The sequence below is a fragment of the Paenibacillus uliginis N3/975 genome (genome assembly GCF_900177425.1).
Classification (GTDB): Bacteria; Bacillota; Bacilli; order Paenibacillales; family Paenibacillaceae; genus Paenibacillus_AQ; species Paenibacillus_AQ uliginis.
Genome location: NZ_LT840184.1, coordinates 5,608,730 through 5,632,584, shown reverse-complemented (window position 1 = coordinate 5,632,584; position 23,855 = coordinate 5,608,730). Strand labels below are relative to the sequence as shown.

32 protein-coding genes are annotated in these 23,855 nt (G+C 45.0%); 28 read left to right on the top strand and 4 right to left on the bottom strand.

Going from position 1 to position 23,855, the window contains the following annotated elements; genetic code table 11:
* The first annotated feature begins 1 nt into the window (after position 1).
* The 5 genes from B9N86_RS26265 (at position 2) to B9N86_RS26245 (ending at position 2,682) form a co-directional block, all read left to right on the top strand.
* Entirely contained in the window at positions 2–736 is a 735-nt protein-coding gene (locus B9N86_RS26265) for a helix-turn-helix domain-containing protein (protein ID WP_208916013.1), read from the top strand.
* A 15-nt stretch (positions 737–751) separates the two neighbouring features.
* Entirely contained in the window at positions 752–889 is a 138-nt protein-coding gene (locus tag B9N86_RS26260) for a hypothetical protein (protein WP_208916012.1), read from the top strand.
* A gap of 364 nt (positions 890–1,253) precedes the next feature.
* Positions 1,254–1,568, top strand: a complete 315-nt coding sequence (locus B9N86_RS26255; protein WP_208916011.1) for a hypothetical protein — start codon at positions 1,254–1,256, stop codon at positions 1,566–1,568.
* A 77-nt stretch (positions 1,569–1,645) separates the two neighbouring features.
* Positions 1,646–1,840: a hypothetical protein gene (locus B9N86_RS26250; RefSeq protein WP_244562853.1), complete on the top strand. Its 195-nt coding sequence runs from the start codon at positions 1,646–1,648 to the stop codon at positions 1,838–1,840.
* A gap of 23 nt (positions 1,841–1,863) precedes the next feature.
* A complete protein-coding gene (locus tag B9N86_RS26245; protein ID WP_208916010.1) occupies positions 1,864–2,682 on the top strand; it encodes an FRG domain-containing protein in 819 nt (272 codons plus the stop codon).
* A 99-nt stretch (positions 2,683–2,781) separates the two neighbouring features.
* On the opposite strand, the gene B9N86_RS26240 is transcribed toward B9N86_RS26245, so the two are convergent.
* Both B9N86_RS26240 and B9N86_RS26235 read right to left on the bottom strand, forming a co-directional pair.
* Positions 2,782–3,000, bottom strand: coding sequence for a hypothetical protein (locus tag B9N86_RS26240; protein WP_208916009.1), 219 nt, complete (start codon positions 2,998–3,000; stop codon positions 2,782–2,784).
* Positions 2,987–3,223: a helix-turn-helix domain-containing protein gene (locus B9N86_RS26235; protein WP_208916008.1), complete on the bottom strand. Its 237-nt coding sequence runs from the start codon at positions 3,221–3,223 to the stop codon at positions 2,987–2,989. The genes B9N86_RS26240 and B9N86_RS26235 overlap by 14 nt, the downstream gene beginning before the upstream one ends.
* Positions 3,224–3,497: 274 nt before the next feature.
* Here B9N86_RS26235 and B9N86_RS26230 point away from each other — a divergent pair, with 274 nt between their 5' ends.
* The 17 genes from B9N86_RS26230 (at position 3,498) to B9N86_RS26150 (ending at position 15,704) form a co-directional block, all read left to right on the top strand.
* Positions 3,498–4,067, top strand: coding sequence for a hypothetical protein (locus B9N86_RS26230; RefSeq protein ID WP_208916007.1), 570 nt, complete (start codon positions 3,498–3,500; stop codon positions 4,065–4,067).
* Positions 4,068–4,182: 115 nt separating this feature from the next.
* On the top strand, positions 4,183–5,163 hold the full coding sequence (locus tag B9N86_RS26225; RefSeq protein ID WP_208916006.1) for a hypothetical protein: 981 nt from the start codon (positions 4,183–4,185) through the stop codon (positions 5,161–5,163).
* 276 nt (positions 5,164–5,439) lie between these two features.
* Positions 5,440–5,679 (top strand): hypothetical protein, encoded by a 240-nt coding sequence (locus B9N86_RS26220; protein ID WP_208916005.1) that lies wholly within the window; start codon positions 5,440–5,442, stop codon positions 5,677–5,679.
* Positions 5,680–6,110: 431 nt separating this feature from the next.
* Positions 6,111–7,031: a hypothetical protein gene (locus tag B9N86_RS26215; protein WP_208916004.1), complete on the top strand. Its 921-nt coding sequence runs from the start codon at positions 6,111–6,113 to the stop codon at positions 7,029–7,031.
* A 54-nt stretch (positions 7,032–7,085) separates the two neighbouring features.
* A complete protein-coding gene (locus tag B9N86_RS26210) occupies positions 7,086–7,301 on the top strand; it encodes a hypothetical protein (protein ID WP_208916003.1) in 216 nt (71 codons plus the stop codon).
* 135 nt (positions 7,302–7,436) lie between these two features.
* Complete coding sequence (locus B9N86_RS26205) at positions 7,437–7,622, top strand: hypothetical protein (RefSeq protein WP_208916002.1); 186 nt, start codon at positions 7,437–7,439, stop codon at positions 7,620–7,622.
* On the top strand, positions 7,619–8,050 hold the full coding sequence (locus B9N86_RS26200; RefSeq protein ID WP_208916001.1) for a hypothetical protein: 432 nt from the start codon (positions 7,619–7,621) through the stop codon (positions 8,048–8,050). Before B9N86_RS26205 ends, B9N86_RS26200 begins: the two co-directional genes overlap by 4 nt.
* Before the next feature lie 36 nt (positions 8,051–8,086).
* On the top strand, positions 8,087–8,413 hold the full coding sequence (locus B9N86_RS26195; protein WP_208916000.1) for a cold-shock protein: 327 nt from the start codon (positions 8,087–8,089) through the stop codon (positions 8,411–8,413).
* Between the two features lie 32 nt (positions 8,414–8,445).
* The gene (locus tag B9N86_RS26190; RefSeq protein ID WP_208915999.1) at positions 8,446–9,204 is read left to right on the top strand and encodes a hypothetical protein; all 759 of its coding nucleotides are present in this window, start codon (positions 8,446–8,448) and stop codon (positions 9,202–9,204) included.
* A complete protein-coding gene (locus tag B9N86_RS26185; protein WP_208915998.1) occupies positions 9,204–9,413 on the top strand; it encodes a hypothetical protein in 210 nt (69 codons plus the stop codon). Before B9N86_RS26190 ends, B9N86_RS26185 begins: the two co-directional genes overlap by 1 nt.
* Positions 9,410–9,727, top strand: a complete 318-nt coding sequence (locus tag B9N86_RS26180) for a hypothetical protein (protein ID WP_208915997.1) — start codon at positions 9,410–9,412, stop codon at positions 9,725–9,727. The genes B9N86_RS26185 and B9N86_RS26180 overlap by 4 nt, the downstream gene beginning before the upstream one ends.
* A 66-nt stretch (positions 9,728–9,793) precedes the next feature.
* Positions 9,794–10,162, top strand: a complete 369-nt coding sequence (locus tag B9N86_RS26175; protein WP_208915996.1) for a hypothetical protein — start codon at positions 9,794–9,796, stop codon at positions 10,160–10,162.
* Entirely contained in the window at positions 10,159–12,171 is a 2,013-nt protein-coding gene (locus tag B9N86_RS26170; RefSeq protein WP_244562852.1) for a phage tail tape measure protein, read from the top strand. The genes B9N86_RS26175 and B9N86_RS26170 overlap by 4 nt, the downstream gene beginning before the upstream one ends.
* Positions 12,172–12,185: 14 nt before the next feature.
* Complete coding sequence (locus tag B9N86_RS26165; protein WP_208915995.1) at positions 12,186–12,512, top strand: DUF2577 family protein; 327 nt, start codon at positions 12,186–12,188, stop codon at positions 12,510–12,512.
* Positions 12,513–12,586: 74 nt separating this feature from the next.
* Positions 12,587–12,880, top strand: a complete 294-nt coding sequence (locus B9N86_RS26160; protein WP_208915994.1) for a helix-turn-helix domain-containing protein — start codon at positions 12,587–12,589, stop codon at positions 12,878–12,880.
* A gap of 1,049 nt (positions 12,881–13,929) precedes the next feature.
* Positions 13,930–14,640 carry a DUF421 domain-containing protein gene (locus B9N86_RS26155; protein WP_208915993.1) on the top strand — a complete coding sequence of 237 codons (711 nt, stop codon included), beginning with the start codon at positions 13,930–13,932 and terminating at the stop codon, positions 14,638–14,640.
* Between the two features lie 290 nt (positions 14,641–14,930).
* Positions 14,931–15,704 carry an alpha/beta fold hydrolase gene (locus tag B9N86_RS26150; protein ID WP_208920782.1) on the top strand — a complete coding sequence of 258 codons (774 nt, stop codon included), beginning with the start codon at positions 14,931–14,933 and terminating at the stop codon, positions 15,702–15,704.
* Between the two features lie 99 nt (positions 15,705–15,803).
* Here B9N86_RS26150 and B9N86_RS26145 read toward each other — a convergent pair whose 3' ends face one another.
* The gene (locus B9N86_RS26145; RefSeq protein WP_208915992.1) at positions 15,804–16,979 is read right to left on the bottom strand and encodes a PsbP-related protein; all 1,176 of its coding nucleotides are present in this window, start codon (positions 16,977–16,979) and stop codon (positions 15,804–15,806) included.
* 567 nt (positions 16,980–17,546) lie between these two features.
* On the opposite strand from B9N86_RS26145, the gene B9N86_RS26140 reads away from it, so the two are divergent.
* From B9N86_RS26140 to B9N86_RS26115, 6 genes are all read left to right on the top strand, one after another.
* Positions 17,547–17,816 carry a phage holin family protein gene (locus B9N86_RS26140; RefSeq protein ID WP_208920780.1) on the top strand — a complete coding sequence of 90 codons (270 nt, stop codon included), beginning with the start codon at positions 17,547–17,549 and terminating at the stop codon, positions 17,814–17,816.
* A 187-nt stretch (positions 17,817–18,003) separates the two neighbouring features.
* A complete protein-coding gene (locus B9N86_RS26135; RefSeq protein WP_208915991.1) occupies positions 18,004–18,105 on the top strand; it encodes a sporulation protein YjcZ in 102 nt (33 codons plus the stop codon).
* A 271-nt stretch (positions 18,106–18,376) separates the two neighbouring features.
* Complete coding sequence (locus B9N86_RS26130; RefSeq protein ID WP_208915990.1) at positions 18,377–20,575, top strand: M1 family metallopeptidase; 2,199 nt, start codon at positions 18,377–18,379, stop codon at positions 20,573–20,575.
* A 108-nt stretch (positions 20,576–20,683) separates the two neighbouring features.
* Positions 20,684–21,391, top strand: coding sequence for a response regulator transcription factor (locus B9N86_RS26125; RefSeq protein WP_208915989.1), 708 nt, complete (start codon positions 20,684–20,686; stop codon positions 21,389–21,391).
* A gap of 3 nt (positions 21,392–21,394) precedes the next feature.
* Entirely contained in the window at positions 21,395–22,813 is a 1,419-nt protein-coding gene (locus B9N86_RS26120; RefSeq protein ID WP_208915988.1) for a sensor histidine kinase, read from the top strand.
* A 248-nt stretch (positions 22,814–23,061) separates the two neighbouring features.
* Entirely contained in the window at positions 23,062–23,340 is a 279-nt protein-coding gene (locus tag B9N86_RS26115; RefSeq protein ID WP_208915987.1) for a DUF3888 domain-containing protein, read from the top strand.
* 44 nt (positions 23,341–23,384) lie between these two features.
* On the opposite strand, the gene B9N86_RS26110 is transcribed toward B9N86_RS26115, so the two are convergent.
* Positions 23,385–23,855, bottom strand: a 471-nt coding sequence (locus B9N86_RS26110; protein WP_208915986.1) for a WIAG-tail domain, incomplete at its 5' end; no start/stop codon positions are given.

The following is a 23,855-nucleotide window of genomic DNA, read 5'->3' as shown; positions in this document are numbered from 1 at the left end:
TATGACGAAGCCATCAGGCGGCATTGTCCGCGTATCAAAACGTGATAGTGGCTATACGATTCTTGATCCGTTCTTCTTATCGGACGAGCGTTTAACGTGGAAGGCGAAAGGTCTACTCGCGTATCTATTATCGAAGCCAAGCAACTGGCGCGTTTATATTGCGGATCTTGTTAAGCGATCGAAGGACGGACGTGACGCTGTTTATTCGGCAATAAAAGAGCTAGAAACTTGCGGCTATGTTGAGCGAAGGCAAACGCGCGATGAATCGAATAGGATAACCGGAATGGAAACGGTAATCTATGAGCGGCCGATTATCGACGATCCAGGTCCGGAATTTCTACAAACGGAAAAGCCGTATATGGAAGACCCGGCGACACAAGTAATTAATGATTTAAATAATAATGACTTTAAGAGAGAAATAGATAAGAGCGCCAACGACGCCATCTTGCAAGCGCTGGCTAAAGCTTTACGCAAGCTGCCGCTAAACGATACCGCAAGCCTATTTGACCAATATTTCACCGATATTTTTGCGATGCTGACGCGAAGGTACAAAGGTCAACTAGAGGCGGAGGTTATCGATTTAGCTGCGGATCGGTATTTCACAAAGGCCGTTGATATGTGGACGGGATTGCCGAAGCCTAGCGTTTATTCGCCGGTCGGCGTCTTTCATGATTGCTATGCCGAGGCACTTGCGGAGTGGACGGCGATTCAGTTTAAGCGGAATATTTCGGGGTGAAAGGTGGGCTATCGCATGGATGATCGAAATAAACTCGACGAGCCGGAACCGGTCGGAACGGCGGACACAATGACCGGCGTATTCTTCGGCATCATAATCGCGGCTATAATACTGTACGTGTTGTTTAACGGAATACCAGTATCCCTTCGATAAGTGTGCATATTCGGTACGGTATAGCGAATCAAGCCGCGGAAATAGGTGTTCTGATTGCGTCGGAGTATTAGCGGATGACTGACACATACAGGCGCTTATTTCGCGGTGATTTTCGCTAAAACGGACATAACCGGTAATCCACGTAAACCCGGTAAACCGTTGATGTGACGCGAAATAGCGGTCAACTTTCAGGCATCCTGTGTGATCGAACGCAAAACAAACGCAATTTGACGCACGATCAACGAAAATTGACGTATTATATCACGAAATTATAACGATGTCAAAAAAATATTTACGAACTTCTATGTAACGTGATAGACTAACCTTGTCGCTGCAACTAGAACATAGGAGAGTTGAGACAACGATGTCAAAGAACAACTTAAGAGACGATCTATTAAAAAGTGCATGGTATGTTGGTGGGCCTATATTTAATAAGGATGAGAAAGAACGGGGAGAAGAAGTTATTATTGAAGTCTACAACCCATTGAAAGAAAAGGTTGCGGATAACTATACGCGGACGTCTGTTCAGTATCGTAATGTTCTTCATGCTGAGTTTAAAGAATTTACAAAAAATAAACCTGGGTTATCCAAAGAAATAATAAATGACCTTCTTGAATTTTATTTGTACATTCGCCGGAAGATATTATCGGAAGTAAAAGGAGAAGACCGCGCCCATTAACGGGTTAGCGGTTTTTTTTGCGGACAAACATACCGCTATATGGTAAAATTTCGGTAACGAACGCGAGGTGAATCGAATTGAATCGTTTTATGAAGCCGCTAACCTCTGATATCCACTTTTACACCGCGAAAATGAACCAGACGGCGATCGTCGTATTTATTGCGGACGAGCTAATAGGCAGCGGACGGATCGAAGATATAACGGAGAATTGCGTTGTGGTCGGTGGCGAGCGTTATCCTCGCGAGAGTTGTACGTTTGAATATGCGGTGTAATTAATTAACTTACGGAGGGAAAAATGGGCTACTCTGATAAATGGTTAAATATCCTTAATACAGTTAAAGAGTTTCAAGATAATTATTCAGCAGTATGGTATAGAGGACATTCCGATATGGACTTTGAGTTAAATTCAGGTTTGTTTAGAGAAGAGTGGGACAACATAGACCACTTTCTAGGCTCTGAATTGGCAAAGTATAAACAATACCTTAACCTAGGCCACCTAGACCACGGTGAATCTTCTTGGAACCTACTTAGCATCATGCAACACCACGGAGTGAGAACTAGATTATTAGATTGGACGGAATCATTTACAACTGCGTTATTCTTTGCATTCATAGATTGGGAATTGGAAAAACCAGCTTCTATTTGGCTTCTAAGCCCCTTATCTTTAAACGAGAAGCTAAATATGGGCGCCTCTTATGCAACTCACCAAGATTTGCCTTCATATGATGATTTGGTGAATAGGCGCAGTAATTTTCCTGAAAACTCCATTGCGCTCTACCCGGCAAGAAATAGCAAAAGGATGGTTGCTCAAAGAGGCGTGTTTACACTGCAAGGTAACTCAATGCTTCCTCTAGATCTTGAGTATAATGGAGAGCTTGTTCGAGAAGGAAAACTTCTCAAAATATCTCTGACTTTCGATGTTTATGAGGATGCAAGAGACTTCTTACGTCAAATGGGAGTAAATCATTACACATTGTTTCCTGATCTTGAAGGACTAGCAAAACACGTGAATGACCCACATTTTTTTACGCCAACGTTAAAAAAGCTTCACTCGATGAGGGATGAATACGTAAGATCCGTATTCAACGAAGTTAATAAACACCGGACTCCTTAGAAGCCCTTTTTCGTCCAGTTCCACATCTTTACGTGGAACCAAAAAAAACGCCTAATTTGCCGCTATTATTGAGCGACAGCAAGGCGTTTTTTGTTCGTTCTATATACGCTGGAACATCGCTGAATCCCGCGAGTAGTATGTATGTGCGCCAGTCTCTGCGTTCCGGATTCGCACATGATTCGGTGTGTATTTATCAACGTACCCAGTTTCCGCAGGTACATAGACCGATGCGGCGTCCTCCTCGTAGACGCAAATTAGCGTCTCGGACAGCGCTGCTACTAGGAAGTGTACATCCTTCGAGAGATCACGCGTTATCATTTTTCTCCTCCACTTTAACCAATGAAATTATTTGATTAATGTCAGAGATATCTAGTGCTTCTGCAATCTTAACTATATGTTCGAAATTTATATTTTCTCGTTTCCCATTCACTAATTCTGATAAAGCGGCCCGTCGAACATTAGCTCTTTCCGACAATTCATTCAAAGACATCCCTCGTTCTTCTAATATTTCACCGAATGTAACCTTTATTGTTAATCCCATTTAAATTCCTCCTAAAAAGGTATTGACTGTACGCATATGAGTACAGTATAATCAAAGCACAGGTTGTACGTTTATGCGTACAGATAATAGTATACAGTGCATTCACAGAAAAATCCACAACTTTCTGTTTATTTGTTGTACCCATTTTTAAATCTTAGGAGGAGTCAGGTGTGTTTCGTGGAGGTTGTCTAATCAATGGAAGGTTATACGTGAGGACGAGCGGTGGAAATTGGATCGCACTTCAGCTATTGGCTCAAATAAAGGGGGAGTTAATATGAAAGTATCAGATGTTCACGCACAGGAATGTTATTTGCGTTATAGACAGGCACTTGATAACGAGAGTTTTACGGAATTATATATAGCGCTGGCGGATGTGAAGTCGTGGCATAAATCAAAGGTATTATCGAGTGGTGCCGGAGACGTATATGATGCGGAAGCTTCCTTTGACGACGTGTTGTTTGGTCTTGCTAGTAGAGATAATATTACGGATATTCGGCGTTTACTCTATGTAAGTATGCGATTTACTAGGCTCAAAATATATCGCAAAAATGCGCGTTGGCGGGAACGTACATATTACCCAGAATCGGACGCGGAGTTTGGAGGAACTGTCGATCGTATCGAACCAGACACGACTGAGTTTATACGGGCGCTTATTGATCGTAGCGGAGAAAAAACTGCGGCTCTTATCGCGGATATGGCATTAAGTAGTAACGCGAAAGAGTCGATTACCTCTATAAGTGGACGAGCAGGCCTTCACCACAACACTGCGCTCAGGTCACTCCGCCGTTTACGTCGGTACTATAACGTAGAAATAGACGGAGACCTGGCGGAATACCTTGCGTAATTATCACATTGACCGGAAAGACAACTGCGGAGAGTGTGGCGACACTCTTCCGCTTTTGTTATACAATACGGGTAACAGCGATCTTACGTTTCATTTTTGAAGTGGAGGTTTTTAAGTGGACTTAAAGCAAACTATCAATGCATATCAACAAACCGAAGATACTGCCTTAATCGATCGTATTATGGAAGACGTCGAGGAAATCGATTTTACTGAGGACCCGACGCGAAGATATGTATCATCTGAAACAAGCGATATCCGCATAACCTTGAGTGAGCCGCATTTATATATCGCTTATAGGATTAAAGCAATACGAGAGAAAGCTGTTAAAAACGCGTGGTATATTCGCCAGCCTCAGCGTTATGCGTATCCTGAGATAAATCGCTACTTATCGATTTTGATTCTGGATTGCGGAATGCGGATACCGTTTGAACCGATCGACACAGACAGATACGTATTGACGTTTGAAATTAATACGGAATTGCTTTATTGGCTCATTAGCAAAGATGTCGAGATAGAGCAACGGTTTAAGGATAATCATAATGAAACAGAGTATAAGATATATCGGAGTTTAATTACAAAAGTCATCACGATAGAAGAGGAAGCAAATCAAGAAGAAGCGCGAATCCGTGTTGAAGTTATGGAAGATATGCGCCAGGCATTAGCGTATGTCCTCAAGTACGTTGATGCTGATAGAAGTGATAGGGAAATCGTCAGCTATGTAAATGATGCAATTATGACACGGTACTATGACATACAAGCAAATAGGAACGGATTGCGTCGCGTTCGTAAATCCGGGAGTGATCGGCGAATGAGGCCTCGATTTTCTAGTGCGCTTATGACCGTAATCGGTTATGAAATACCGGAATGGGTGTTAACGAAAAAATTGAGCGAACAGAATGCGGAGTTTCTGCAGAAATTGATTATGTCGGTAGAAGAGGACATGCGCGAAGGAAGAGAAGAGGGCTATAACGTCACAGCGAAAGGGGAATATGTCGTCTCGGGCGCTTATGTGGCGCGGGTTAGTGGGCTACCGTATGAGACTGCGCGGAAGAGATTGGCGAGAATTAGAAAAAAACTTGAGATATATTCATTATAATTGTCCCAAGTTGACAGTATATTTAGAACAGTGAGAGGAAAACAAAGTTTATAAGTGTCCTATTTAAACATATCACAAAAATCATGATTTTGCAACCCATATTTTAAGGGGTCAGTTAGTTTCATATTATGAAGAATACCGTATATTTCAAATACGTTTGCGGTTACGCACTATGAATCCAGTCTGCCAGCGCGTCGCATACCTGACGGCGTGACGGTGGCGTTTTTATTTGCACCACTGTATTAATAAACCACTACCACGAAGGAGGCTATTAAAATGAAACTCACATCGGAAATCATTCGCATTTGTCGTACGAATCTCGGTATGTCTCAAGGTAAACTCGCAAGAGAAGCCGGCATTTCATGTCCGCTGCTTGGCGCAATCGAACGTGACGAAAGGGCATTACTTCCGCACGTAGAGTCGCGTATTCGTAAATCAATACCGCTAACAGACGGAGAGATCGCGGACTTGGTAAGCGTATATCACCGTGTTAACGGACGAAGCGCGGTCATCTAAGTCGCGGCAATGTATAGGATAGCGCAATTATTCCGCCGTAACGAAAAGACTTCGGGAAGAGCACCCGACACTTCCGCCGCCTTCGGCGACGTCGTGTACCATATATTTTCATCGCGTATTCATTTGAAGGGTACAAGAATCGCTTTTGAAATGACACGTTTCTGGACGGCAACGCCGGACAGATGGACGGGCGGTTTTCCCCGGACAACAATAACAGCGGATTACACGGCATGTATCTCATATTTTCATCGCGTAGATTTAAAGGGAAATAGTCTGATATAAGAGGGATAGAAACGCTGAAAACGACGAAATCCCTTGTGTGACGCGGCTTCTGAGCGATTCGACGTGTTCCCGAAAAGCAGGGTAATTCGGCATATTTGTGCCTGAAAAGCAGGGTGTTATTAATTTCACAAAGTATAAGGGGTGATCACTTGGCATTAGCTGACCGCAAAAGAGAACACGCAAGATGGTCCAATCTTACACCGTCAGTAAAGCGCGGAGTCCTGGCGCAGAAACAAGCGATCGAAGACGAGATTGGCGACAAACTCGGCGGCACATTCGAAATTATGCTGAAGACGACGGACAAGCAAGTACGCGGCCTTCAAGCGAAAGGGGAAATAGCCGCACATGAACAGGAGAACGGCGGCTTTGTTTTCGCACTATTCGGCGGCTGCATGGCGATAGGTGAGCGATTCCCTTCGTTAACTCAATCGGATCTGGCGCGCCTTATGTACGTCGGCACATATACCGGCTATTCCGGACGCCTTCAATACGATAACGGTAGGCCTATTAATCGAAAGGAATTAGAACGCCTTCTCAATATGAGCCGCGCACGCTTCTCGGAGTTCTTCCGAAAGCTTCAAGACGAGGAAATCGTCAGTATCGAGGAAGAGTATGGCGATATATACGTTAACCCGTCCGTCTTCTATCGCGGTGTATTGGCCGAAGTCGGCTACAGTCTCGATGATTATCGTCATACGCGGATGTTTCGGAGTACGGTGCGCCAGCTTTACGAAACGTACGGCGGGCGAGCGGTTAAACAATTGGCGCTGATATATGCGGTGCTTCCGTTCGTGAGCTTCTCGACGAATATCGTCTGCTTTAATCCGGAAGAGGTCGACGAGGATCGATTACAACCGATGGATCTCGACCGACTGGCGGCGCTGCTCCACTATCAAGATACGCAGAAGTTACGCCGGGCGCTCGAGTCAATTAAACTCGACGGAAAGCCGGTGTTCTATCTACCGCATAACGTACACGACAAAAGAAAACGTCGTATCATCGTCAATCCGCGTATTGTCTTCGCAGGATCGGCAGAATCATTAGCCGCAATAAAGGTATTATTCAATTAAGCGCAGGCAGATCGAAGCCGAGCGCTATTTTTATGCCCAAAAAGGAGTGTACAAATGGACAACGCAATCTGGAAGCTGAACAACAGCGAACACGCAATTTACACGGAAGATCCAGAGGTCATGCGCAAGATCCGTCGAAGCCGACCGGACTTTATCGAGATGGCAACTTACGAGAAGGACGGAGTTATCTATGCGCGACAGTATCGGATAGACTCGAAACGGAAGAGATCGGCGCGCCATTTGCTCGGCGTTAATGTCCAGAAAACGTAAAATCGGCGGCATATGAGGCGCTCACAGACCGGAAGGTATAAACGCTTTAGCGGTCTATTTGTCGTGCCTAAAATCAAGCGAAAATAACGAAAACCGTACCATAGTTGCACAGTTCTGACGGAGGGGAGGCGGAACATGAACGAATATCAATCTAAAGCCGTGACATGGTGCGATTTCATGCAGCCGGACCGCACATGCACGCTCATGCAAGGGCTACAAAAAGAGTCCGATCCGCGCTGTAAGTATTTCCGGGAACCGGCGGACGACTGCCGTTATTTGCGATTGGTTGTATTAAACGAAAAGGGGCGAAAGGCGAAATGATTAGCGTAGATTATGGCGCGCGATGGCCGATTCGATTCGAGCCGTTCCCATCGGACGAGGTGCCGGAGTTGTATGACGAATTAATCGCGTTTGTTGGGCGGCAAATAGTTATCGGAACCTGGTGCGGTATGGACGACGTTAAGCGCTGCAAGCTTATCGAAAAGATTACGATCGAGTTCTGTAAGGAAACATCGCCTAAAAAGACGTATGGCGTCGGACAGGCTATGGTGCGCGGCGGAATTATAGAGGCGATCGATATCTACGGAGGAGGCGGTACGGAATGGCTAAGCAAATACGGGTCGTATCGATCGAACCAATCGAATATTACCGCAGAATCGTCACCTTGCGAGATGAAGCCGGCCGTGAGTACACGATTCAATACGGCGAGGAGGTCTCCGAGGAGTTCATACGCAAGTTCGCGCCAATGATCTTATCAAAACAACATTTAAAACGGAGGTAATACGATGTTTATCGATAGTAAGACGTGGAACGGTTTAGGCGCGGAAGAGATGGCGGAGGTTTACTCGCTGATTGGGTCGAGTATTCGTAAGAGTTCAACGAAGAAAGTGAGGCCGGAAACACGCGTTAACAGATTGACCGGTACCGTCGTTATGTATCGCGATCATCGCGGTTTTGGATTTATCAAACAGGATCAAGGCAGGGATCTGTTCTTTCATATAAGAGATAGCACCGATCCAGGGTTAACACATCTGGCACAAGGTGAACGCGTTAGTTACGAATTAGGCGAGAAGGACGGCCGCCAGGCAGCCATCAAGATCGCACTAGTTTAATATAAAAACTTTATAAAAAGGGGAAATGACAAATGAGTTACAGAGTATTTATGCAGGAATCTTTTAATGGACACGAAGCAGGGAGATTGGTGGCTGGGCTTGATTATTCAGAGGCACATCTGATCCAAAATCAACGAAAGGGAGTCGTTGTTGATGCGCCAGATGAGTACGAAAGACAAATCACACAAAAGGTAGAGAAATATCGCGAAGAGTACAACAAAATCACGCAATCCGACGATCCGGTCTATAAGGTTGAGGGTGCGATCGATTACTACGTAAAGCAGATGCAAGAAAAACTCGATAAAGAGGTTGCCGAACTAACCCAGCAATGGAGAGATGTATACAAAGCAATGCAGGAAGAAGCCGCAAAAGATGCTGCTCGCTTCCGCCGCTATATTACGGAAACTGAAAAGGAGTCCGCAAGACAGCACGCCACAAAAGCCGCTAACGCGTTAAAATACGCCGGGGATTCTAGTGTGCTTGAGGAGTTGGTACGCCTGGCTCCGCAAATGCCGAACGGACAGAAACTAGCGCTAATGGACGAGCTAGAGCGGATCGAAGGCGCGGCTAACGGCAAGCATGGCGCGACTATTAGACGACTGTATTCCGAATTGAGTAGCGTAACCAATACGGATCTAATGCATATCAAAGTCGTTGAATTGCTCGGAGATGTTGGTGTGGACAGGGCATACCGGAATCTAAAAATGATACATCGGACATATAAACACCTACCTATTAACATGAACAATAGTCATAGAGTTACTTCTGCTGTTCGAACGGGTGTGCGCTAATGATTATTAACTATGGAGCCGTTAGTAGTTATCGAAATAACGACGGTAAGGTTGCCGCTGTCAAAGAGCAGCATATGAACTTCGAAAACGCGGAAGCCCTTCGTAAGTTCACAGAAGAAAACCCAGAAGCGCTCATCCGTCACCTGGACGTTAGGAACGGTAATATCTTTGCGCAAGTACAAATTATTGAAATGGAGGATCTAAAATGAACGGAACACTTACAATTAGAAAAACTTATCATTCCCGTGTGCATGCCATCTTCTGGGGTGTGGATGTAACTCTAGAAGATGGCTCTCCTATCGAATTAGGTGAGTTTGGCGGAACGGGTTATCAGATGTCCGCAGTAACGTCGATCGAAACTAACTTAAGCGGAGTATTAATGAAACTTTCAGACCGACAACAAAGCGGCGTCAACCTTACCGTCAAGCTGCCGGAAGGCGTAACGATAACCGACGACTATAAGACGATGCTGACCACGAAATACACGGCGGACGGTACGATTAGAGCGATTACATTCGAATAATAACGGACTTATTAACGGAGGACCTTAACGGGTCCTCTTTTTATTTTATATGGGGGTGACTACGCAATGAAAACTAACGAAATTACTGCGGCAGAAGGCGACGCTATTATCCGCATTATCGATACCTTGCCGCTTTTAGAGCAGATAACAACGTACCGGCGTCCTGGCGATTACGGATTTAGGAAACTGTTTCCGACTGAGTACGCACATTTTACGTGGGATGCCGCGTTACTAAAGGAATCGCGCGTTCAAGTAGTTCAGAGATTCGGCTATTGGGCGGCCACGATAGCGGAAGAAATGACGGAGACTGACCGCATCCATAGTGAATATGCGTTTGGATCACGTCAATCACGAAAGCAGATGATGGCATTAAGTAAGGCGGCTACGAAGTTTGAACGCGCCTATCATGCGTTGGTTAAGGAAGTGACGCGATGAGTTTCGAGCTTCTGGGGCGCATTAAGATAAAGGATGACGGTGCTTCAAAAACCTTGCGTGACGTTGAAAAAATGACTGAGCGCGCAAAAAAAGCAACCAAGCTATACACGGACACAAACGATCAACTAGCACGGGCACAGGCACATGTATCCAGGAGTGCCGGCAGCGTAGCACACGAAATTAAAGGAGTCGGGCGCGCGAGTAAAAACGCAACTCAAGCGATGGGTAAGCTCGGCAATAAGGCGAAGAGTGTGTTCAGCAGTATCGCCGGTGGTATAGGAAGGAGCGCTCTTTACGGCGGCATTGCTGCGATAGGTACCGCCGGATATGTCGGTTATAAATCGCTTAGTAAGGCGATGGATTTCGAAGCGCAAATGTCGTCGGTTCAGGCGTTAACCGGCGCGACGGACAAGCAGATGGCGCAGATGCAAACACTTGCGTTAGAAATGGGCGCAGATACGAAATACAACGCGCTCGAAGCCGCACAGGCAATCGAAGAACTACTCAAGGCGGGCCTCTCGCCTGCAACTGTCCAAGCTGGCGCACTAGAAGCGGCACTTAACCTTGCGACGGCAGGTGAACTGGATCTTGCTGCGGCTGCGGAAATCATGTCAACCGCGCTTAACGCGTTCCAGGAGGACGGAATGACAGCGGCACAAGCTGCGGATATACTCGCGGGAACGGCGAACGCATCCGCGACAGGCGTTGAGGAACTGCGCTATTCCCTTTCGATGACTTCAGCAGTAGCGGCAGGTCTCGGGATGAATTTCGAAGATACGAACATTGCGCTCGGCCTATTCGCAAACCGCGGTCTTAAGGGATCGGATGCGGGTACGTCGTTGAAAACAATGCTTCAAACATTGCAGCCGGTGACAAAAGACCAGATAGCGTTGTTTGAGGCGCTTGGACTCGTAACGGCTGACGGATCTAACCAGTTTTTCGATGCGGCAGGCAACATTAAGTCACTCGACGATATCGCGGGAACATTACGCAAATCCATGGCGAAGTTAACGAATCAAGAGCGTCAGCACGCGTTAAAACTCATGTTCGGTACGGACGCTGTTCGTGCAGCTACGATACTGTTCAAAGAAGGCGCAGAAGGCGTTGAACAGTTCCGCGAGGAGATGTCGAAGGTCACGGCGTTAGACGTTGCGCGTAAGAAGATGGATAACGCTGCAGGTGCGGTCGAGCAGTTTAGTGGCGCAATGGAGACGCTGCAGATCGCTGGCATGATGCCGGTATTGCCTATCGTTAAGGATCTCGCTAATGCTGCGGCTGATTTCGTAGAAAAGTACACTCCGCAAATCGTGGCGGGTGTACAGTCGATGGTTGATAAAGCGAAGAATTACGTTAAGACGAAATTTATCGACAATCCGGAGTTTCAAAAGCTGCCTGACATTCCTAGCAAAATCGTTTTTATTTTCGAAGACGTTATGCAGGCATTTAGAGAGTGGTGGGGTAGTGCTGGGCAGGGGTACTTTCAGTCCATAGTTTCTGAAATAACGAATTTTTTAGTTGTTGGGTTAAAGGCATTAGTTCCGGAGATTACTGCTATCGGTCTTGATATAGGCACAGGAATTGCTAACGGGGTTATTGATGGACTAAAACAAAACCTCGTGCCTGATGCAATAAAGTCTGTAATTCCTGGTGCTAATGATGATCAATCTAAACGACTAAAAGAGTTTCGTACTGAGCTGGATAATCTCGCGCCCGGCGAGTCGTACATCAAAGGGCAGACTTATATGGGCGCCCCAGTTCAAGGCACTTCGAAATATCGCGGACATAGTGGCGGTCTCGATAACGTGCCTTATAACGGTTATACTGCACGACTTCACGCTGGCGAAACCGTTCTCCCACGCGAAGAAGCGAAGCGTTATCGCGGAGAAGGTGGCGTTAGCGGCGGCGGTAAGTCCGCACCAACGATAAACATAACCGGTCCTATCCATATCAACAACGGAATGGATTACGATAACTTCGTACGCAGACTCGCGCATGACCTTGCGATGTAAAGGAGGGCGGAAATGTGGCGTTATTAATCGAAGGCGGGCCCGTTAGTCAATTCAAGGCGCTCGTTAGAGAGATCGGCCATAACAAAGACGTCGATATAGAGTTCGCGACTATTCTCGCACCGCTACCGGACATACGCATAAAAATCGATAATATGCCGATAGAGTTAGACGCGGATGACGTAACAGTCTGCGAGCATCTACGCGACCATAAACGCGAGGTAACGATTAATGGCGGTGAAGTCGTCGAGATGACCGTCATGTCTCCGATAAAGGCTGGCGACCGTGTTGCCGTGGCGATGTACGCGGATAATCAGGGATATCTCGTAATAGATCGGATTTAATTTGTGCGGAATCATGGCGTATTCACTTACGTTGTGGTTCCGCCTTTTTTTATTTACGAAGGAGGAGCGCAAGTATGGCGAAGAAGAAACGCCGAACACGACGGCCACCGCTGAACGAATTACATTACGCTGCGATAGACTTATTATCGGATGTACCAACGCGAAATCACGAAGATATATCGCACATACTAGGGATCAGCCGCATGACTCTTTATCGCTGGCGTCAACGTGATGATTTCGATAGGGAATTAGGCAAGGCAATTACGAGGAAGGTTCGAGCAAAACATCCACATCGGAAGTTGCGTTGGGAACTCAATACGCCTGCGCAAGTAGAGCGTTTCTTTATAGCTTCGGGATGGTTGACGTAACCTAATCCACAATTTAGTCGGATAATCCGAAATGATTTCGTAATAGCTTAAAACGGCTGAATACGGCTATATTTGCGTAAATATCCGTTAATTCTGCGTTAAGTAATCGGAATTAACCTGTTACAAAACATGACTTTTGCGGAATTTTTCAGCGTTATCGGAACCTATTATTCGCGTGATTATTTCGCATATCGGTGCGTATTATTGGCGCTTATTCACTTCGTGGTACTTCCGATTTAAAGCGTGATTTCATCGGCTCGATGCCTCTGGGACGCGACCCCTCCGAAAACTTCGGGGGTCAATCCGCATAATTATACGCCAGATCCGCATATAAACGGTATGAATACGATGCATAATCGGACGCAATCGGACAAATCGCGTAACTGTGCGGTTTCTAAGGTGAACGCAGGACCTACGCATTACCAGTGCGTAGACCCTCGGATGAATATCGAATGCATAACGCCTTCGTACTTTACCGTGGTGAAGCGAAGGGGGGCGGGCCTTTTTCGAATCAACCCGAAATCAGGCCATCGCACCTTCCGCACAACAAAATTAAGCTCTGACCCAATTATTACCAGTTATAATGGAGTCCGATCCGCTAAAATTTTCCGCCAAGTTTTAAAACTTCGGAAACATTGCGTTATAGGATTGCGCGGGATATAATGGAAATACGTAGGACTCCGATAGATCCGTAAGACACGTCTGAATGTGCGTTATAGGCAACGTCAGGTATCGGGGGAAATAGCGCTAGTTAGCGCACTCGTAATGCGTAGGCCGGGGGTTCAATTCCCTTCACCAGCATCTTTAAAAATTCAAGCATGGCGCGGTTTTCCGAACTTTGGAGACCGCGCTTTTTTTGTGTGATTAGGATAGGGATGTAAGTGATTTCATACTGACGCTTTGAGCTGAGTGCAGAAAACCACCATGTACAAGTGTTGTTGTAAATTGAAATAGCTCCAGAGGCAATTATCTGACTAAATAAATAAGTATGGACCATACTATGAAAGTGAAATTTCAAATGAACAATTTAGTTGTTTGGAGTGAAGACTTTGAGCGAGCATCTGATAATCTTACTACGTAGTATTTCTGCTTTTGTAATGCTACTCTTGATCACACGAATCTTAGGAAAACAAACACTTTCCACTATGAACTTCCATGATTTTGTTACAGCTATCATTATGGGATCTATCGCTGGGAATATGGCATTTAATTATAAAATAGAGGTAGTCTACTTTATTATCTCGCTTGTTGCTGTTACAGGTACATCATTTATATTAACTAAGACTGTACTAAAGAGCAGAAAATTTCGCATGTGGGTAGAAGGTACACCAACAGTTCTTATTGAAAGTGGAAAAATTCTTGAAGATAATCTTAAAAAGAACAATCTAACCATGGATTCATTAAACCAATTGCTCAGACAAAAAGATATTTTTGACTTAAACGAGGTCGAGCATGTGCTTCTTGAAATCAATGGTAAAATATCCGTTATGAAAAAAAGAGAATACAAAAGTACTATCCTGAAAGATTTGAGAAAAGGGATAAGTGGTGCCCAACAGTTTCCCATCGAGCTTATTATGGATGGAGAGGTATTGCATGGAAATTTTGACGCTAATAATATTTCTCAAGAATGGTTGACAACTCAGCTGAAATCACGTGGGAAAAGAGAACAGGATGTATTTTATGCAGTCAAAGGAAGTGATGGACAGCTATACATTGATTTTTATAAGGATAAAATCAAGCATCCTATAGATGTGGAGTAAAAGGAAACAAAAACCGAATAATCATTGATGAGTGGTGTTATAAAGTCTTATATGGCACGGGTTCTCTATTCTGAAGACACCGCGCCTTTGATTTCTCCTAACTCAATCATCGAATCCTAATCGATTTGCAGACGAGATGATAGTGTAGATATGTTTTTACTAAACCACCCACTTTTTATTGTATATCCCGATTTATTTGATGGAGTACTTTCCTTCAATCTGGACACTCTATATCATAATTGTGCAAAAAACCAACTTATGAATGATTTAACATGGAGTGTGACGATAAAATGACTTCCACCAACATAAACGGATACTCGATGCATTATATTGATCGCGGAAAAGGAACCGCTATCCTCTTTATTCATCCACCGGTACTGACAAGCTTAAATTTCATATACCAAATCGAAGGGTTGTCGCCTTATTTTCGAACCATTGCTTTTGACATCAGAGGACATGGCAAGAGTGAGCCTTCCAAACAAGCGGTTACTTATCCTTTAATCGTTGAGGATATCAAACAGTTGATAGACCAGTTAGGCATCGAAAAAATATTTTTGTGCGGATATTCTACTGGGGGTTCGGTTGTGCTTGAGTTTCTCTTGACTCATCCCGACCGGGCATGGGGAGGTATCGTCATCGGCGGAATGTCTGAAGTGAATGACAGGCGTCTAAGAAACAGAATATCTTTGGGGGCTGTTTTCTCAAAAATCGGAGCAGTCGGCACGATCGCTTTTTCCACTGCCTGGAATCAAGCTAAAAATGTTTCTTTATTCCGTGATTTATTCAATGATGCGAAAAAAGGAAATGCCAAAAATGCGGAACAGTATTACCGATATAGCTTGAAGTATAACTGTTCCTCGCAACTCCAGGAAATTCATCTTCCCGTCCTGCTCGTTTACGGGGAAAAAGACAAGCACTTCCATCCTTACGCCAACATGTTGCATCAACGATTGCCGAAAAGTGAGTTGGTTTTCATTAAAAAAGTCGATCACCGGATTCCGACGAAAGCCCCCGGAGTATTAAACGAACGGATCAAGCAGTTCATAAGCCGTTTCAGCAACTAACAGATGCAGCCGCCAGTGACGTGGATACACATTCGGTTTGTTAATAAAGAAAAAGCCCAGAAAGGGCTTTTTCTTTTAGAGTGATATATAAAACGTGACTTATTGAATCTTTTTAAGAGTTGATACTGTTAAAAGAACAGCGATTGTTGTTCCACCGCCAACATTCTCGAATGAGTATTGAATTGTTGGCACACCCCGCATCGTAACATAGTCCTCATCCAGGATGTCACCCGTTGAGTTAAGGTAGATACCAACTATAGAATTATCGTTGTCATCCATGATGTGAACCTCAGCGATGGTGGTGTTTTCATCGATTTGCTCTTCTGTAACCTCAACAACGTATCCACTTACCTCCACCATTTTGTCCAAATAAGGATTGATATTCTTGAACAGGTGGCGTGAGGTTATGTTTTTATCCACTTTAGCACTTGCGGCCTTTTTCGATTCGGCGGTGACTGCAGGGAACAGTTCGTGGTTGTTAACAATGTAATTATATGTTTTTTCGTTAACAACTCCGTTTTCAATTATATTAGGAACAAGCACTGACATCATATCGGCTGCATTCGTATTCGCTGTAGCTTTTTCAGTATTTGAATCTGTACTCGTACTGGTTGCCACGGTTTCAGTTACTTGGAAGGAATCAATGATCTTTTGGACCATTTCTTCTCCGCCGTTTTTATAGGATTCTTCTGAGAAGGTAATGGATGCTGTATAAAGTTTCGTTCCAGTCGACACAAAGTATTGCGTCAAAATAACTGTGGCTCCTGACTGTGGTTGATTATACTGGGATTTTAGGACACCAGCAGTTTTGTTACCGGAAACAGAATGATCCTTGTAATCTATCTTTTTATAATCTTTAATAGCTTCCCCTCCAGCACCACTGGATAATTGGGATACTGTCAGATCAGCTGCTTCTTTCGCTGATGCAGAAGAATCTTCAACCGTTACATTAAGATTGTCTCCAAAACCATGCTTCGGGTTAGAGTCAACAAATGCCGCTACTATTAATGGAATGTTGAGCTCAGTAGCTTCCCATGAGGAGGGAAACGATAATGAAAAACCATCACCCTTATATGATGTTGTTTCTACTTCGACTTTATCTTTCTCTTTCTCTGTTTCAGTTGAAGTACTTGCTGGTACAGCACTTTCTTCGGTTGTTGACTCATTGTTAAACGATGCTGGCGCGTTCGTGGGCTCGTTTTTTCCAGAGCTACACGCAGTCAAAACAACAGTTAATGACAATAGTAATACTGAAAACTTTCCTAAACCTTTCATGCCTGATTCTCTTTTCTGAGTCCCCATCGGCTGAGGTATTTGCTAACGGGATTACTCCCCTTGTTGTCCTGGATTGAGTTTCTCTTGCTCTAAAGTAAAATTCAAGAATTGCCTTAATCTCAGCTTTCTTTTGATCTGGAGCTTGAGCGTAGTTCTTGAAAAACGCTCCGTGCATCGGGTGGCCTAGTATCGACAGCAATTGAAAAAAGTTGTAACACTATGTCAATTGCCTATTACTCTAGTCTCTCTCAAAAGCATCTGCCTAGGCAAATTATACCAGAGGGGGTGTGATTAAGGTAGTGCAGTTTTCGTGAATAAGCATCATCTAAGCTCTACTACAACTACTTCTTGCACAAATTACGTGATGATTAATTTCATGAGGTGTTCGGGTTTTAATTTTGCTGTAGGTACTTTTCCGAGGTCCAGGATAATATGTTAATAAACAAGCATTCTTAAGATCTTCAAAATCTGAATCGTCTAATTATGAATGGAACATAATCCATCTGGACAGCAGACATATCCGTCTCTTGACGCATTGTGAATTATATTAGAGAGGACGTGTACAAAATGGAATGGAGCATGATTTTTGAATTGATCGATCCGAGGTTGTTTCTTGTTGTCGCGGCTTGTTGGGTAATTGGCTACATGTTAAAGAAAACGCCAAAGGTACCGGATTGGAGCATCGTTTATATTGTTGTTGTGTTTGCTGTCGTTTTTGCTGTGGGCCTGATTGGATGGAGCATGGAAGCAATTATCCAGGGCATACTGACTGGCGCATTTGCTGTATTCGGGCATCAGGCTGTTAAACAGGCTATAAAAGGGGCTGGCGATAAGTAAAAAGAGGTTTGACGGGACGAGTCATTCGGACTCGTTTTTTCTTGTTGGGGGAGATGGTGATGATAAGCGATTTAGAATCATTAAAATCAAAAATGAGCGAAGCAAGCAATTGTTGCCGAAACGCCCTGACCGTTCCATGTAATCATCATAAGATAAGGTGTAGTTTAAAACAAAGGAGGAATCATTCATGGGTGATGTAGGAGGATACGGCGGAGGATTCGGCAGCACAGTAGGAATAGTTCTGGTATTGTTCATCTTGCTGGTTATCATCTTAGGTGCTTTCGTTTAATAAGAACCAGTATCTGCAAAGCTGAAGAGAGACCCTGAAGGCATCTGCCTTCAGGGTCTCTTTTTTTGTGTTCAGAACTTATGCGATACATAAAGCATCCGAGCCATAGCACAATGTTGGACCCGGGCAGCCCTTAGTGACTTGAATGCGAAGTTTCTTACAGATTTCTTGGGAACAAATGCTAAATTAAGGATTATGTAAGGTTAACAGCAAGATGATGAAAGGTTTGGGGTGTATAATGCAAGAATCAGCATAAAGGAGAGAAGCTCATATGAATCATTTGCAACGAAAAAACATTTCAACTCGAATCGTAGCCTGTTCGCTTGTATTCTCAGTAATGGCTAGCCCGATCGTCGGTACAGGCATTGTTAAGGCGGCACCCGTAAATGCACCTGCATCGTCTGCCCATCAGGCAAAAGAGCAAGCAACTACAAACAGTCCGATTCGATATCAAATTGATGCCCGATTGGATGAGAAGACGATGACCTTGCACGGCAGTGAGACGGTCATCTACAAAAATACATCGAAGGACAGCTTGCGTGAGTTGGTCTTCCATACATTCGCTGATGCGAATCGATCGGAGTCTACGCAAGCCCAGATGTTTGCCTCGGCGAATGCCCAGATTCGCAAGGACAATCCAGATAAGCAGGCGGCCGATTTTCTTGGCGGCATCGATATTTTGCAAGTAAAAGAGACAGGAAAGCAGCTTGTGTTTGAGAACAAACAACAAGTACTGACAGTGAAGCTTGATCGTGAGTTGAAACCCGGTGAAACGGTAACCGCTCAAGTGGACTTCAAGGTTAAAATTCCTTACGGTTCGCATCGACTGTCGTATTATCAAAATATAATTAATGGGGCACACTGGTTCCCTGTGATGTCCGTTTATGAAGGCAGTAAACATCAGTGGGATCGAACGCCGTACAGCACTTCATTCGAATCCGATTATTATACGGTCTCCGATTACGAGGTTCAACTGAATGTACCGGCATCATATCAGGTATCCATGCCGGGTATGATTACTGTACAAGATGCCGAAGCTGGCCGCAAGACGGTAGCAACGACAGCTAACCGTACGCGTGAGTTTGTCTTTTTCGCGAGTCCAGATTATAAGGTGGAGCGAGATACGCGTGACGGACTGACAGTAGAGTATTACTACTTTGACAATGGGCCAGGAAAAGAAAAGGTCATCGAGGCTTACATTGATCAGGCCTTTAAGGCGATTCAATTCTTCAACGACAAGTATGGCGAATATCCATATCCCGAATTCCGAATTGTGGAATCGCATGTAGAAGGGCTGGCAGTTGAATTCTCACGCCTCATTCAGATGGGGATGATCAAGGGGAATCCTGATGTAGAAGGCCATACTGCGTTCGTACATGAAATTGCGCATCAATGGTTTCATTCCTTGATTGGCAATAACTCGGAGACCGAGTCATTTCTGGATGAAGGTTTTGCGGACTTCTCTACAGTATATTTTTCGGAAAAACAAGGGGATGTCATGAATGGGTTTAAGTCCATTCAGCTTGACGAGGGCGCATTCGATACGGCGATCAGTGCCTCCAATACGGAGGTTGGCGATCTGTGGCAACCAGTTTACTACCACAAGGGGCGTCAAGCCATATATCAATTGTATCGCACTGTTGGTGAAGAGAAATTTGACCTGTTCATGAAGGCTTATTTCAACCGATTCGTTTATCAGAATGCGACCATTGACGGTTTGCTTGAGACGATTGGCGAGACTTTAGGCAAAGAGGCGCAAAGCGAGATAGAACAGGCGTTGCGGCAGCCTAATTTCGAGCTGAAGCCCGAGTATCAGCTAACGGATGCTGAGAGGGCAGAGTACATGCATGAGATGATGAAATCTATGTACCACGGTGTACTAGCTCAGAATCCGGATTTGCCGTTTGAGACGATAAGCCGGATCATGGATAAAACGCTGCAAGGCGAGCCGTTGACGGTGGTGCTCAGTGAATCGGCGAGCAAGAAAGCGAAGGCGCAGCAGCAAGCGGTACTGAAATCATTACAGACGACGTTTGATATTTTCGGCATTCAACAGCCTACGGTTCTCTCGGAACGGCAAGTGATCAAAAAGAAGCTCAAGAACGAACTCGCAAACAGCAATGTCATTGTAATTGGCTCTGCCGCAACGAATCCGCTCGTTCAGGCGTTAAAACCGGGGATTATTAAGCGTGCGGATGATATCGGCTTTAAATGGAAGGCCACAATGAGTAAACCGAATACAGCTGGGGCGTATATTATCAAACATCCGCACAATCAGAAACGTTTGCTATTACATTTTTTCTGGACAGGAGATCAATTAAGCACTGCGAGTGCGGAGGACTATAATGCGATGATATCTAAGTCAATGAGTTTCAGCAGCGCATTCTATCAGTTTTACCTCATGGATCAGACCGGCAAGCTGGTGATGGAGAAGAAAAATGATAATGCGATCTCGGAATTGTTTGAATAGCCTACAGTAAGCATGGTCGGTGAGCGCCATATCTTCACCAAGGCAAGCTTATGGTAAAATGATAAAATGATATTCAAAAGCTCACCAAAGCTTCGGGGAGGATACATCATGGCGCTATTGAGAAAAGTGCTAATTGTCGACGATGAAGAGGATTTGCTGCGTCTGCTTAAGACGGTGCTCGGCAAGGAAGGCATTGAACATGTCTATACCGCTGTAACGGTGGCAGATGGTTGGCGGCAATTTCAGGAGAAGCAGCCGGATCTGGTATTGCTCGACATTATGCTGCCGGACGGGGAAGGCTATGAGCTCTGTAAGCAGATTCGAAGCGTCTCGCAAGTTCCAGTCTTGTTTCTGTCCGCCAAGACGGAAGAAATCGATAAATTGCTCGGTCTCGCCATAGGTGGCGATGATTATATCACGAAGCCGTTCAGCCCGAAAGAAGTGGCTTATCGCATTAAAGCCCATTTTCGCCGGGCGGATTACCAACAGGTTCAAGTAAAGCCGGACCCCGTCATTCAGGCGGGGCCGTTTCTCTACGATGAACAGAAGATGGAGCTGCGCAAGAACGGAAACTCGATTGAGCTAAAACCGAAGGAACTGGGGTTGTTCACCCACATGCTCCGCCATCCCAACCAGATTATCAGCAAAGAAAAATTATGCTTGCATGTATGGGGTGAGGATTTCATCGGCTACGATAATACGGTGATGGTCCATATTCGTCGTTTGCGCGAGAAAATCGAGGATAATCCATCCAATCCAGTCTATCTGGTCACAGTGAAGGGATTGGGGTACAAGCTGGTCATAAAGGATGAATAGCTGATGAAATGGAGATTGACTGGCAGATTTTTAACATCAGTTGTGCTGATCGTTGTGATGGTGGTGTCCATGAATTTTCTGCTCATAGCGATGCTGCTTATCGGCCAGTCATCCTGGTTCGGGCCTATCTTCAATAAGCAGGAGACATCTGCAGAAGAGATCACCAGAGCATTCCACGAACATATCGTCTTCACTGATCAACAGGAGGTCAATGTGACCGCCGAAGGCAAGGAAATACTAGATCACGCGCAAGCCTGGATTCAGATTTTAGATGAGGATGGCAATCAGCGGTATGGTTATCATGTGCCGCAAGGCGTCAAGATGAAATACACTCCGTTTGACATCGTTCAGATGTACAAGTATCGAGAGATTGACGGCGATACAACGGTGTTTATCGGTGAAAAGCAGGCGGGGCAGACCGCTTACAGCTATTTTATTGGCTTTGAGAATCGGTATTTACAACGGAATGTGCTGCTTTTAGATTACCGGGAAGTAGGGCGGTTTCTTAAAATAGGGAGCCTGCTACTTATTGGGATTGATGCGCTCATTGCACTGTTCATTGCCTATTTATTCAGCAAGCGGCTTACGGAGCCGCTGCATGCGCTCATGGACGGGATCAAAAGTTTGGCCAACAAAAAATACGATCTGCATAATCGGCCTAAAGGTATCTATAAAGAAATGTTTCAGCATGTCCACAACCTATCCAAGGAGTTGCGTGCGAATGAGCACAAGCAGCGGCAAATGGATAAAATGAAGGAAGAATGGATCGGCAACATTTCTCATGATATTAAGACGCCGCTCGCTTCCATTCAGGGGTATGCGGAATTGATGAAGGAGGTAGAATATCGCCTCTCTGTTGAGGAGATGCAGGAGTATGCTGCGATCATTGAACAGAAGGCGCTCTATCTGGAGGAAGTGATCGAGGATCTCAATCTGTCGACCCGACTCAAGAACAAACAGCTCGCTGTCCGGCGGGAGCCTGTCAATCTTGTGTCAGTTGTGCGGGATGTCGTTATTGACCGGTTGAACGATCCGAGGCATGCAGAGCGGACAATTGAGTTTCATTGCAGTGCCGAACGGTTGGTCAAAGACGTTGACAAAATCTTAATGCAGCGGGTGATCGGCAATCTGATCGACAATGCGATTGTTCATAACGATGAGAGTGTGGTCATTCAAGTAAGTATCGAGCAGGAGTACAAAGGACGCGTTCGTATTGCTGTGGCCGATAATGGCAAGGGCATTCAGAAAGAGGAACTGGAACGGATCTTCGACCGTTACTATCGGGGGACGAATACTGGGGATAGGCATAAAGGCTCCGGTCTAGGTATGGCGATCGCACATGATATTATTATTGCGCATGATGGTATGATTACAGCGGATAGTCAGCCGGGTCATGGCACTACAATCGAGATTGTGTTGTAAAGCGAATTGGTTTCGCCAATGAACGGGCCGACCGTGGTGGTTAAGAGCTTGTTTAGGATTAGTAGTAGAGAATCACCGTGTCGGACCCTATCTGGATAAATTTGATGTTTAATAACATAAGTTCAAAAACACGGATACCGATTTGGGGATCCGTGTTTTTTTGTTTGAACGGGGACGAGAGATGTGTATGAAGAATGGTTATTTTGGAATATTTATATTCAGCTGCCGTTGTCCAAAGGAGGAGAACATTGAGAAAAGGATGGATTGTTTTTACTTTGATTTTAACCCTGTTTATGGGGTGGGAGGGGTCTTGCTTTGCAGAAGTGAAGAACCCTCAAGAATCCAGAGAGCTGCAATTTCAAGATATGCTAATGCTGTTCCTGTTACCTCATATAGAGCAAAAACTTGATGAAGTTTATTCAAGCCTGCTGACCGTCTCACCCGAACAGTATCCTTATTTTATTGATATCGAACATGTAGAGCGATTAAATGGGTACATGGGAAATACTAGGCTGAGAGCACTTTAAATTTAACAAGCGGTACTCTGGATAGAGTACCGCTTAAGAATGGATTATTGGGATGGACCGATAGCAATCCAGGATAAAAATCCGTAGCTTGAATTGCAGTTTGGTTGGCGTGTGACTTCCAGGACGGTGACGTCGCTTCTTTGAAGTTTAAGTGATACTTGGAAGCCAGGATGATTGCTCATGGCAACGATGACGTAATTAACAGATGCAAACGGCTCTTCAAAGTTGACGATCACTTCGGTCGTGTTTTCTCCTGCCGGAATTGCGAACGCGGTCAAACCGTACTGCTGGACTGCAGGCTGAGCATCGGTACTCCGGATCGGTGTGAAGGACATATGCTTTGGGAATACGGAGGCCGGTGCAAGATGATCCTCTGTGACGGCTTCATCGGCAAGATGCTGACTGGTAATCGTTCCGTCCGCAATCTTGTTTCCCGTAATACTGTCATCCTGTACGGCAAGGGACTCTATCGCCCCTGGTGTGAGATGACGGTAGTCGATGGAACTTTCGGCAAT